Consider the following 11,705-nt stretch of genomic DNA (forward strand, 5'->3'; position numbering starts at 1 on the left):
AGCATGGCGCTGGAGCCGCGGGCATCGTGGCGGTCCTGGCCCGGCGGGGTTACGCAGCCTCGGCGTCGGCCGTCGTGTCGTTCCGCGCGGCCCATTCGGCGCGGGCTGCGGTGAGCCGAGGGTGCATGGCGCGAAGCTCTTCCAGCTGCCCAGCCACCGTTTCGATGAACTCGGCCAGCTGGTCCGGACCCATCGGGCGGGTGTACATGTCGGCGGCTACTTCGACCAGTACGTGCGGGACTCGGTAGGCCGGGCTGACTGTCGAGTCCGGACTTACGGCGAGGTGTGCGCAGAGCACCTGCCAGGACTCGAACTCCTCGTAGGCCTCGGTGTATTCGGCAGAGGCCACAGCGCCGTACATCTGGTGGTGTACGTCGGCCGGGTGGGGCCTGCCCTTCATTTCGTAGGTGTGGTCCGTGGTGCACCAGGACGGGCAGGTGACGGTGTGCCGGGTGCCGTACCTGTCGTCGTACATCCAGGTGCGGTCAAGCGCTGTGGCCGTCTCGCCGGTCCGCCTGGGTACCAGGCACGCGAGCTGCGTACGTGCTGCCCGGAGATTCGCCAAGTGCGCGCTCATGTCGCTGATCAGTTCGTCGACCTCTCCGAGGTCGAGCGTCGGCCAGTCGCCGCCGGCCACGAAGTCCAGCCCGGGCGTTTCGTCGTCGAGCTGGGACAGTTGGAACGCCATGATGCCGTCCCTGCGCTGACAGGAGTAAGGGCGGTGAGCTCCCATGGCGATGAGCGGGCCGTGGTGAAGGTGTTCGCGTGGGTCCTCGTGGTCCCTGGGGTTTCCATCGCAGAACGAGACGCCGTCGGGGCAGGCGGTCGTCTGCGGAGTGCCCGGTTGGTCGTGGCTGGCGGAGACCTCCGCCTTGTCGGCGAGGGTCTCGAGCTCGTCGGCGAACCTGCGAAGCTCCGTCGCCTTGACGCGGGCCTCGGCCGCAGTCGTGTCTGTGTCCCCCAGGCCGATGATTGGCTTCGAACCGGACAGATCCAGAAGGTGCGCGTTCAGCAGCTCCCGGCCGTCATTGCCCTTGACGGTGTGCAGTGTTCCGAAGTGGTCGTGGTGGCTGCCGGTTTCTGTGCACCAGTCAGGGTGGACGGTGCACGGCTGCCGGTCGCTGGAATCGGGGCTTGCCTCGGTCGGGGGCTTCGAGGGGGCGTCGGCAAGTTGGAGGGCCTGGGCGGGGAAGTCCTCGTCGCTCTCAGTGGCTGTCGTTGCGATGATGCTCACGCTTCTCTCCTTGTTGCAGAAAGGCTGAGGCAGAGACGTTGGCCTGTGGGCGCAACTGTCGAATGCACGGCTGTTCTGCTGCTTGGGTCCTCGTGGTCGTCCAGCCTCGCCAAGGTCAGGCGCCTGCCTCTCCGTTCGAGCGGCACTTGCCTCAGAACTGGCCGCTCAGCGGTAGACTGCGCGACTTTGTGGCGCAGCGGAGCGCGGTGGAGCGTTGTGTAGGCAACGTGACGTCGGCGAACTGGTGGAATCGCTTCGGTTGAAGGGGGCGAGCAGGCGCCCGTTCTCGCCTGGTGAACTGACTGGTTCCAGCCTCATGCCGTGGTGCGATGTTGTGTCTGCACTGGCGTACGCGAGAGCATGTTCGATGATCGACGGGGTGTCTGCCTTGTCGGGACGGTCGGTGTGGCGGCAGGGGCTGACGCTCTGTATCGGGTGGCTCTTGACGTGTACGGGGGTTGGGAGACGGTGTGACGGGGTGGGACATAGACCCGGTCGGGGTGCGTGGTGTTCTGGAGACGTCGGGTACGCATGGGAAAAACCTGTTGGAAGCGGGTTCTGCGATCCAGGGGAACCTGGAGGAGGCGGCTTCGGCAGCGGGGATGATCACCAGTCAGCACGGGCCCTACACCAGCACGGTCGGGGTTGTGGGCGCGGCGCTGGGGGAGTTCCTGCAGCGCTGGAGCCATGACCTGCTCTACATCGCCCAGCGGGCGTCTAAGTCGCTGAGCGGGGCGGCGGAAGCCACCGGGCACTACATCGAGGGCGACTTGACTCTGGCGGCCAACGCGCAGCGGGAAGCCGCCAAGGAACCGAAGGTCGAGCTGCCCGGAGTCGACTCGCCGGCCAAGGGTCAGTGATGGCTGACGAGGCGAATCTCATCGACCCCTCCGGCATACCGCAGTTCCTCGGAGATCTGTCCACGCTCGGCGTCGACGTGATGCTGCTGTACGCGAACGCGGGCCAGTTCCGGGCCTCGGGCGCGGATCTGCACACCGCCTTCCAGGGTTTGTCGGCCTTCTACCGTGCCCCGGAGGCCCATGACCTGTTCTCGTCGACGCAGCCGGTGAAGGCGAAGGCAGACGCGTTCGCGGACGATCTGGAGAAGGTCGCCGGGGCGCTGGACGAGTACGGAGTCGAAGTCAGGCCGCTGGTGGCGAAGTTGGCGACGCTCAAGGCGGATGCGCGGACGTTCGTGGACTCGTTGGCCGGGGACGACGACTGGCGCAAGGACAAGGACAAGGTCGACACCAACAATGACCTGTGGCATGACGTGAACGCCACGGTCGCCGCGTTCCAGGCCGCCGAGCTCGCCTGCCACAACAAGATCACCGCTCTGGTCGGCGGCACCGCGCTGACCGTCGACGACGGCTCGCACGGCGAGAACATGTACGGCTATCGCGCCAAAGACCTCGATCAGGCAGGGGAGACCCCGTGGGGTGCGGCGGTCGAGCAGGAGTACGAGGGCTGGGACTGGTTCACGCACACGACAGGGCAGGTCTGGGACGGTTTCTGGACCGATGGTGTGATGGGCACCGTTCATGGCGTGGGCACCCTGTTCGGCGCGGACGGCTCCGACGCGGCGGGCGAGGCCTGGACGGGCCTGGCCAAGCTCGGCACCGCCTCGTTCCTGACCGGCGCCACCTTCGGCACCTGGTGGCTGGTGCCCGACGACAAACTCCCCTCGTGGCTGCGTGATTCCCGCACCACTTACAAGCAGACCGTCAAGGGCTTCGTCGCCTGGGACACATGGGAGAGCAACCCGGCCCGGGCCGCCGGCGCCGTCAGCTTCAACGTCCTTGGCCTGCTGGGCACCGAAGGGACGGGCGCGGCGGCCACCGGTGCCGGCCGGACCGGTGCGGCGGCCCGTGCCGTGTCGGTGGTGGGCAAGGTGGGCCGGGCTGTCGACCCGTTCACGTATGTCGGCAAGGCGGGCAAGTTCGCGTACATCAAGGTCGGTGACGCCTTCAGCACCTTGAAGAGACTTGACTCCGGGGCGACACTCGACCTGCTCGAACGAGGCGATGCCCTCCGGTCGCCCAAGGTCCCCGACAACGCGATCCCGTACGTCGACGACGCGACCGGAAGGGTCGTCTACCTCACCGACAAGGGCCACCTGCTCAACGCCGACGGCACCCTTCACCAGCACGCCTCCCAGGCCAAGGCCGAGCCGTCGTCCGCCGCCCGAGCCGGTGACGACTCGACGTCCCGCGCCCCGGTGACAGGAGTCAGGGAGCCTGAACTCGTCGGTGCTCACGCGGGAAGGAATTCTGTTGCCGACGTGGGCCGGACGGGCGAGCGCGCCGCAGGGAACGGTGTTGGGCATGGTTCGGGTGACGGACCGGGAACGGGCAGGGGGACCCCAACCGGCTCCGACCCTGGACATGGCGGGCCGCGTGATCGCGTCACACGGCCCACAGGAACCGATGGGCATCGGGCGGATCGGGCGGACGGCGACGGCTCCCGTGACGAAGGACAGCGGAAGCTGACTACGGCCGAGCGCAAGGCGATCCAGGACGAGCACGTCCGGAAGGCCAACGAAGACCCGGAGTGGCGCAAGAAGCACTACGACACCCTCGGACGCAGGAAGCCCAACATCGGGCTCGTCGACGGCGTCGAACTTCCCCAGCTCGTGAAGGATGCCCAAGGGCGCTTCGTGGCCAAACACGACCTGCCGAGTGGTCCGTCCGAGACCCGGTTCGGTGCGAAGCCGCTTCCGCGGAGTACCGCTCCGGATGACGTTCTTCCGAGGCTCGACAAAAGGACTGCTGAACGTCGCGCCTATATGGATCTCATGAACGCCCAGAAAGCTTTCGACGAGACGCCCTCGGCATCGAACCGCGAGGCCCTTGCCGCCGCTCAAGAGGTCTATGGCAAAGAGCTCAGAGGCGTGCCTCCGAACAGCAAGATCTCCGAGAGGCTGGGCGAGGAAGCGTCCAGGCTCCACGCCATTCGACGTGAGTTCCCGGACGCTCAGGAGATCGACCTCCCGAAGACGCCCACAGGGGCCCACATGTTCGACGGTGCATACAGGCTCGAGAAAGACAAGATCCTGATCGTCGAGGACAAGGCGCCGGGAAACGACCTCCAGTGGCGACAGGGGCGGGCGGACCCCGAGGATCCTGCGCAACCGCACGTCGGCGACGACGGCGGGGCGGCCGGTATGCGAGTGAAGCAGGGGACGTATCTGTACCTGCGGACCATTCTGGGCGAGATGACGAAACGAGGCGGTCGGGACGCCGCACTCGCGTGGGAGTTCAGGCAGGCGCTCAAGGACGGGAAGTTGCAGTACGTCCTGGTCAAGGTCCAGGAACCGGACGGCACCCTCTATGCTGGCGTCGTCATTGAACACATGAAAATCAAGTGAGAAAGATGGGCGCGTGGTCATCCATATTCCCCGTCACGACTTCCCCGTGGACAACGTGGCCGTAGCCATGGCGCCGATCGTCCAGAGCAACGAGGAAGCGCTTGCAGAACTCGAAACATCAGAGTTCGACCGATTCGACGCCTTGGACTATTCACTGACCGTCGCCAAATGGAACTGCCTGATGGATCCCGTGGGCGAAGAATTCCCGACGTGGGAGGCGTGGGTCACCGCGATGCAGGTCGGATCGGGCCTGTTCATCTCCGGAGCCGCTACGGAAGGTCCTGTCCCATGCAGGATCGGAAGCAAAGGTGAGATCAAGAGTCTTCCGGCAACCGGCCCGCAGGAGTATCTGCACGCCGGTAACTGGCTCACCACGTACTACTTGGCGGTGATCTGCCGGGAGAACGAGCGTCTCGATCAACTCGCCCGCGTGCCCGTCTCATTCTTGCGCGCATCGGGTGTGGAGTTCGACGAATACATCTACGCCTGGGTAGAGACCCTGCAGAACGCCTGGTTCGGCCGTCCGGAAACCTGGAACACCCTGGTGGCCGCGATCGACGGCACGGACCCCGCAGCCCCCCACATCGCCAGTGCCGAGCTCATGCTGAAAATCCTCTACCCGCCGCTGGAAATGTTCCATCGCTACCAGCGGCAGGAGCCGGAGTCCTTCAACACGGCTCTGGCGGAAGCACTCACCTGGCATCGCGAGTACTGGACCGACAGCGAGACACGGTCACAGAGCAGCGAAGGCCTCGTGGCTCTGGGGCCATTGGCCGTCGCCTGCATGGCGTTCGACGCGGACATCCCGGTCGACGTCGAATCCGCGTACCTGCCCAAGCACCTCCTCGAACGTTCCTGGGTCGGCGAGTTCCCGACGTGACCAAGGACGTCATAGCTCTCACCCCGAAGATGCCGGACACCCGCTCCTTGCTCGCCAGCCTCTCCGCCGGCGGCCCCGACCTGGGGCTGACCTCGACCGGTGACGGCGGTGTCCTTCAGCTGTGCACCAGTGTCGGCCGTCCGCTGGTCTCCGTTGAGGCGCCGCTCCTGGTCCACACACCCGGCGAAGCGGAACGCCTCCTCGGCCCCGATGTGTCCGCGCCGCCGCCGCCGTACTGGTGGACCGAGACCCACGCCTCGACCTCGGTACCCGAAGCAGAAGCTCTCGCTGATTCGGTGTGCGGACGCCTGACCACGCTGCTCGGCGGGACGGTGTGGCCGCGCGGCACACGTACGACACTCCTGGTGGCCATTCCGCAGGAGCAGTCGGCCGACGACGCAGAGCAAGTCGTCGGCTTCTCCGCTCCCGCCGTTCCCTCGGTCGACGTCCTGACCGACTCCACGGCGGTCGTCATCTCCGACCGTCCCGTCCTCGCCTTCACCACCTGGCTCTCCGAAGTGCTCCGCACCACGAGCGCCCCCAACCGCGCCCTGCACCTGGTCACCCCGCCCCAGACCCGGCTCACTCTCCCCCTGCGCACAGCGCTGCGGGGCGCCCCCAACCGGTGGGTGGTCCAGGACCCGGCCGGCGGCTACTACGACGGCCTGTCCGGGGTCGCCCTTGCCTGGAAGCAGGGAACGTTCAACCCCACCAGCACCACAGTGGCCGACGCGTTCACCCAGAACACCGAGTCCACCTCGGAACGCCAGCTGACCCTCACTTTCCGCACGCTCCACGCCCCCACCGCCGACCTGGTCCTCGGCCGCAGCCTGGAGACCGCCTGGCGCCACCTGACCGGCTCGGCGCCGGTGGGGTGGAGTACATCAGAGCCGGTCAACCTGCCCTGGTCACCTCGCCAGCTGACGGATCTGGCCCGCGAACGGTCGCCTTCTCCGACCCATCTTGTCGCGATCGGCGCAGAGGGCCATCCGTCCATCGCCACCCTTCGTACGGCGCGCACGAAGGCTGGCGTCGCCCAGGACATCACGCTCACCCTCGGATACACATCAGCTGCGGACGTCCCTCTGGACGCCGTCGAATCCCTTGCAGCCGCGCTGGTCGATGAGCACGGCCTGGTGTCGATGCTCACCACGCTCCGGGCAGGGCGCGCGGACCTGACGCTGCCCCCGCGTCTCGCGGCTCCGCCCATCCCGGTGTCCTTCACCCTCGGTGCCCGGGACGTCAACGCCATCGGGCTCACCCGCGCCCGCCGCCCGCCCCTCGCCCTAAGCCCCAAACTCCTGGGCGCACGCAAGCACCCGGCCCTGCACTACCCCTTCGGCGACGGAACCAACGCTGATGCGTGGAACGCGTTGCAGCACCTCACTACCCATTTCAAGGCGGCTCCTGGAGCGATCTAGCCGGGGACCCTGCCGAACTCGTCAGTGGCAAAGGTGGATGATGCGAAGCCTGCCGGAGGCAGTCGTTATGCCGCCCTGTCAGGGTTCCTACTCATGCTCCTGGACAACGGTCCATGAGCTCTGTCGCCGGTTGAGCGTGCGAACTCTGCTCTTAGCTGGTACGCAGGGCGGACGCGGTCAATAGGGCTCGGTTCTCTGTGCGCGAAGTCCTCGGCAAGACAACGATGCCGGGCACGTATTTCGAGTCGTTGAACGCCACTGAGAACTGTCCGGGTATGGCGTCGTCGGCAGTTAATCGGTCACGGTGAGTGCAGTCGTGTTCGGCAGGGTAGGTTTGGCGCGAGGTATGGAAGCTTACGGTGCAACGTGACATACGCCCTTCTCTCTTCCCGGCGTCACCAGGTTCTGGTCAAATACCACAACCCCTGAGTGGTTCAAGGCGCCTTGCTGGATGCACCTACGGACAGACTGTCCTCGTACGGGACCTGGCGAGTGGAAGTCTTCTCTTCACTGAGGCCACTACCGAGGTGAGGTTATTGTCATGGCGCGTCGCGGTCCCGAACATCCGACATGCGGATTTACGGTTGCGGCCACTGTCGATGCTGTCCCGACTGCCCGCCGCCGAGTCGTCTCGCTGGCCCAGGATCTCGGCCTTCCACTGTCGAACCATGCACTGGAGACCATCGAGTTGCTGGCCAGCGAGGTCATCGCCAACGCCATCCTGTACACGGGGGCCCCGTGCGAGGTCTCAGTGAGGCGATCCTATGAACGGCTTCGAGTCGAAGTCACGGACACCAATGCGTCGGTGCCGAGCGTCGTTGAGGTCGGGATGGACGATGAGAGTGGTCGAGGCCTGCTGCTGGTGGACGCCTTGGCGGATGCCTGGGGGACACAACCGGAACCGCAGGGCAAGACGATGTGGTTCGAGATCGTGGCGGAGCCATCAGTAGGTGGTATGGGCAGCAGCTCGGCAGGTGCGCCGTCTTCAGTTCGTGGTTGTGGATCCGCTGAGCGAGGTGCCGATGACCAACCCCGCATGTCACCTTCGGCCATCAACTCGTGGTTGCCGTTCGGTCCACCCGCCATGAGGAAGCAGCATCAAGCCGCCTGAGGTCGTGCTTCGAAGCAGTGGACTCCTGCGGCCCGCTTGGAAGCGCCACAGGCTGGGCACGCCTCTTCGGAACCGAGCAGCTTCTGTGCGCGGTGAGCGACCGGTCTTGCAACGCCGATGTGCCTCCCTTGGACGAGCATGTCAGTCGGGGCACCGCTGATAGCGCAGCCCCGGGGCGCGATCGAGGTCAAGGACGAAACTGTCGACCTGCGTCTCCTTGCCGCCCGTCAGCTTCGTCGGCAGCGTCAGCGTGTAGCCGTTCGCCGCGTATGTCGACGTGCCGGTGGTTGTGAGAAGGTCTCGGGTGCCACGCCGCCACAGGTAGAGGGAGTCCCCGCTGAGGGTGAGGCGCACCGTTCCTGGTACCTCCCCGCAGGCGTATGTACCGACCGGTGCATGCGGCATCTCCTCCTCGCTGCTGCGGTCGTCCGCCGCCGCGTTTCTCGGTGAGGACTGGTCGCGAAGGATGCGGGACAGGCGTCGTCCGGTGTCGGTGGCGGCGTCGTGGGCCGGGTCGGTCATGGCTGCTGCGGCGATGTGGTCGGCCGCGATGCCGGAGTGGTTGGACAGACAGACGATGCGGAGGCCGGTGCTGGTGAGGAAGGCTGCAGCGGAGAAGCCCTGCTCGTGTCCGTAGTGGAAGACGGCGGTGCGGCCGGGACGCGGATCGGCGTACAGGCCGGCCCCGTACGTGAAGTGGGCGTGGTCGCTGGGCCCGTAGCTGAGGTCTTGCCCGAACGGGAGCGTGCCGTCGGGTGTCGTCTGCCATTCGTGCCAGAGGTGGCCGAGCCAGCGGTCCAGGTCAGCGGCGGTGCACCACAGTGAGCCTGGGCCGGGCAGGGTGACGGGGCGCTGCTCGTGGGACCAGCCGGTGGCGGTCGCTTGGTAGCTGGACGCCGAGCCGGCGATGACCTCGCGCGGATCACCCTTGAAACGTGCTGAGGACATACCGAGCGGGGCGAAGACCTGCTGCTCGGCGATTTTCTGCAGCGGGGCGTTGTGGACGTGCCTCAGAACCTCCGCCAGGAGGAGGTAACCGGTGTTGCTGTAGAGGAACCGGCCCTGTTCCACGGCTCGGTCGCGCTGGCGATAGGCCAGTTGCAGCAAGTCGTCGGCGGTGTAGTGGTCAAGGTCACGGAGCCCGGCGAGGGAGAGCATGGACTCGGCGTCACGGATGCCGCCGAGGTGCTGGATGAGTTCGGCGACAGTCACGCCGGGGACGCGGAAGCGGGGGAGGATGCTGTCCACGGAGCTGTCGAGTCGCAACAGGCCGGCACGGGCAGCGCTCACGCACAGGTACGCGGTGATCTGCTTGGCGACGGAGCCGACGTTGAAGGCGGTGTTCTCTGTGATGGGCGTGTTCATTTCGAGGCTCGCTGCTCCGGCGTGTGCCTGCGTCGCTGGCCCGCCGACTGGGCGGATGAGCAGGATTACGCCAGGCTCAGGCGTCCCGGCCCCGGGCCCGGTGGCTACGGAGGCTGTCAGATGGGCGCAGTTGTTCACAGGCTGAGGGCTTCCTCGTGGACGGAGTACAGACGCTGCCGCAGGCCGGTGTCGGAGACGAGGGAGAGCGCGTCGGCGTGGTCGTTGGCAGTTTGAGAGAGGAGGGCGCGTTGCTGGTCCAGGTAGGCGGCCAGGAAGCGGTGCAGGTCTCCGGTGGTCTCCTCCAGGACACGGGCGGTGTAGATCATGGTCAGCGGGAATGCCCAGCAGGCGTGCAGGAAGCCGAAGGCGGGGCGCATCGTCCTCTTCCACGGGGAGTGGAACCGCGCCTCGTCGCTGATCTTGCAGGCAGTCGCGGTCAAGGCGTCGTTGAGCCAGTTGTGGCCCGCCTCGTGGATGAGATCGCGGGCAACGACTACGGGGTCGCCGACATGGTCGCAGAAGACGGTGCCGGGCAGACGGGTGATGGTCCAACTGTCGAGGGTGTCGCCGAGCCCCTTACGGCGCAGCAGGCAGACGACGACGGCGTGGTCTGCCAGCAGGGAGGCGAATCCGTTCCGGGCGCCGGTGGCGCACGCGGTGGCGACCAGTTCTCGCAGGGCCGTCGGGGCGGCGGTGGTGTCGGGGCCCAGCACGTAATAGGGGGTCTCCGAGATTCCCGAGCGAGGCAGGCGGTCCAGGTCGGGAGCGACCACGACGCGCGGGCCGACGAGGGTGTGTGTGGACAAGTCTGGAGTGTCCGCGTCCGGGTGCGCGCCGTACCAGTCGAAGACAGCGGCGTCGCGGGTTCGGGCGGCGGCTTCGGCACCTTCTAGGACGTGGTGGGCCAGGCAGTAGTCGACGGCGACCGCCGACGGCACCTCTGTCTCGGTCGGATGCTGAGTGGCGGACTGTATGAGGGTGTGGATCTGGCGGGCGCGGTCGCGGTGCAGGGTCCGGATCGGCTCGAACGAGAAGTCCATGGTGGTCGTGTTCACGAGGCGGGTCCTTCCGGCGGGGTTGGGCCTGGGGCCGGACCAAGTGGTGGTCCGACCCCAGGCTGTGCTCACCTATGCTCGGCTGCTGGTGTGGTGCGTGGAGCTCAGGCCGCGTCGGAGCCAGTGGGGGCCTCGGTGGTCGGCCATCCCTCAGCGGAGACGCTGGATGTGTGAGCGGTGGTGCGGACGGTCTCGTCCTCACCGCGCAGGTCGTCCACGGCGGCGAGGAAGGCGCTGATCTGGTCGTTGTCCATGAGAGTGCTCGTCCTTTCCAGACGGAGATGTTGGGTCCGTGTACTGGGTGTGGCGCCACGTCGTGCGGCGGTGAGCGGGCGGTGGGCACCGCGGTCTCCCTCCAGCGGAGTGGGTCAATGACCGTGCTGGGTCAGCGCGGTGGCTGGGATGGCCGTCCGCCGGAGGGCGTCGCGCAGCTCGGCCATCGTCGGTCGGTCCTCCGGCGCGTAAGCGAGGGCCGCGGGGATCACCGAGCGGAGGATGGAGGGGGCGGCGTCGAGCCGGGAGTGACCGTGGCGCGGGATGTCCGCGCACACGAAGCGGTACACCAGGACCCCAAGGCTGAAGACGTCGGCGGCGGGGGTGGCGCGGTCGTAGCAGGTCGAGTACTCCGGCGGCCAGTGCACCTCCGGGCCGCGCCTGACCGGCCCGCGAGGGGTGTTGATCCGGCGGGCGGCTCCGAGATCGGTGATCAGTCCCTGGCCGTGGTGGACGAGGACGTTCTCCTGGTAGACGTCGCGGTGCACGATCCCACGTTCGTGAAGGGTCCACAGCCCTTCGGCGACGTCGGCCAGGATGCCCAGGCCCGCCGCGACGTCCTCGCCCTGCCCGGACGCGGCGGCTGCGAGTCGGGGCTGGAAGTTGCCGCCGTCGCAGTAGGGCATGGTGTACCAGTCGAACCGGTCGGTACTGCCTTCCTCCAGTAGCGGTACGACGTGGTCGGCGTTCTCGGCGACCCGGGCGGCGTCGATCTCGTGGCGGAAGTCCTCGCGGGTCAGAGCCCGTTCGGCCTGGGTCATTGCGGCATACCAGTAGAACCCGTAGGCGGCTCTGCGATCGTCCTCGTCGAGCTCGGCTAGGACGTGGTTGCCGCCGAAGCCGGCCTTGAGGACCACTGCGGGCGCGCTGTCGCGGCTGACGAGCACCAAGGTGCTTGCACGGGTGAACGAGAGCAGGTCGAGCACGTCCCACCCTGCGGAACGGACCTGATCGAGAACCCACGAAGCGGGATGCAGCGGGTGAAGTCGCATGGAGAGG

The 11,705-nt window shown here is 67.0% G+C and carries 10 protein-coding genes; 5 read left to right on the forward strand and 5 right to left on the reverse strand.

The features are described from left to right. Positions 1 to 49 precede the first annotated feature (49 nt). A complete protein-coding gene (locus ACZ4Z2_RS14695; RefSeq protein ID WP_468075814.1) occupies positions 50 to 1,234 on the reverse strand; it encodes a DUF6907 domain-containing protein in 1,185 nt (394 codons plus the stop codon). A 470-nt stretch (positions 1,235 to 1,704) separates the two neighbouring features. On the opposite strand from ACZ4Z2_RS14695, the gene ACZ4Z2_RS14700 reads away from it, so the two are divergent. The 5 genes from ACZ4Z2_RS14700 to ACZ4Z2_RS14720 all read left to right on the forward strand — a co-directional run bounded on the left by ACZ4Z2_RS14700 (position 1,705) and on the right by ACZ4Z2_RS14720 (position 8,013). Further along, complete coding sequence (locus ACZ4Z2_RS14700) at positions 1,705 to 2,094, forward strand: DUF6507 family protein (protein ID WP_468075816.1); 390 nt, start codon at positions 1,705 to 1,707, stop codon at positions 2,092 to 2,094. Next, entirely contained in the window at positions 2,094 to 4,601 is a 2,508-nt protein-coding gene (locus ACZ4Z2_RS14705; RefSeq protein ID WP_468075818.1) for a hypothetical protein, read from the forward strand. The genes ACZ4Z2_RS14700 and ACZ4Z2_RS14705 overlap by 1 nt, the downstream gene beginning before the upstream one ends. Before the next feature lie 46 nt (positions 4,602 to 4,647). Next, a complete protein-coding gene (locus ACZ4Z2_RS14710; protein ID WP_468075820.1) occupies positions 4,648 to 5,481 on the forward strand; it encodes an immunity 49 family protein in 834 nt (277 codons plus the stop codon). Beyond that, positions 5,478 to 6,902 carry a DUF6177 family protein gene (locus ACZ4Z2_RS14715; protein ID WP_468075822.1) on the forward strand — a complete coding sequence of 475 codons (1,425 nt, stop codon included), beginning with the start codon at positions 5,478 to 5,480 and terminating at the stop codon, positions 6,900 to 6,902. Before ACZ4Z2_RS14710 ends, ACZ4Z2_RS14715 begins: the two co-directional genes overlap by 4 nt. Positions 6,903 to 7,443: 541 nt before the next feature. Continuing rightward, on the forward strand, positions 7,444 to 8,013 hold the full coding sequence (locus tag ACZ4Z2_RS14720; RefSeq protein WP_468075824.1) for an ATP-binding protein: 570 nt from the start codon (positions 7,444 to 7,446) through the stop codon (positions 8,011 to 8,013). 141 nt (positions 8,014 to 8,154) lie between these two features. On the opposite strand, the gene ACZ4Z2_RS14725 is transcribed toward ACZ4Z2_RS14720, so the two are convergent. The 4 genes from ACZ4Z2_RS14725 to ACZ4Z2_RS14740 all read right to left on the reverse strand — a co-directional run bounded on the left by ACZ4Z2_RS14725 (position 8,155) and on the right by ACZ4Z2_RS14740 (position 11,698). Then, positions 8,155 to 9,516, reverse strand: coding sequence for a serine hydrolase domain-containing protein (locus ACZ4Z2_RS14725; RefSeq protein ID WP_468075826.1), 1,362 nt, complete (start codon positions 9,514 to 9,516; stop codon positions 8,155 to 8,157). After that, complete coding sequence (locus ACZ4Z2_RS14730; protein WP_468075828.1) at positions 9,513 to 10,433, reverse strand: aKG-HExxH-type peptide beta-hydroxylase; 921 nt, start codon at positions 10,431 to 10,433, stop codon at positions 9,513 to 9,515. Before ACZ4Z2_RS14730 ends, ACZ4Z2_RS14725 begins: the two co-directional genes overlap by 4 nt. A gap of 104 nt (positions 10,434 to 10,537) precedes the next feature. Beyond that, positions 10,538 to 10,687, reverse strand: a complete 150-nt coding sequence (locus tag ACZ4Z2_RS14735) for a hypothetical protein (RefSeq protein ID WP_468075830.1) — start codon at positions 10,685 to 10,687, stop codon at positions 10,538 to 10,540. Between the two features lie 114 nt (positions 10,688 to 10,801). Next, positions 10,802 to 11,698, reverse strand: coding sequence for a protein kinase domain-containing protein (locus ACZ4Z2_RS14740; protein ID WP_468075832.1), 897 nt, complete (start codon positions 11,696 to 11,698; stop codon positions 10,802 to 10,804). Positions 11,699 to 11,705 lie beyond the last annotated feature (7 nt).

The sequence above is a fragment of the Streptomyces sp. NPDC030183 genome, from assembly GCF_055573455.1.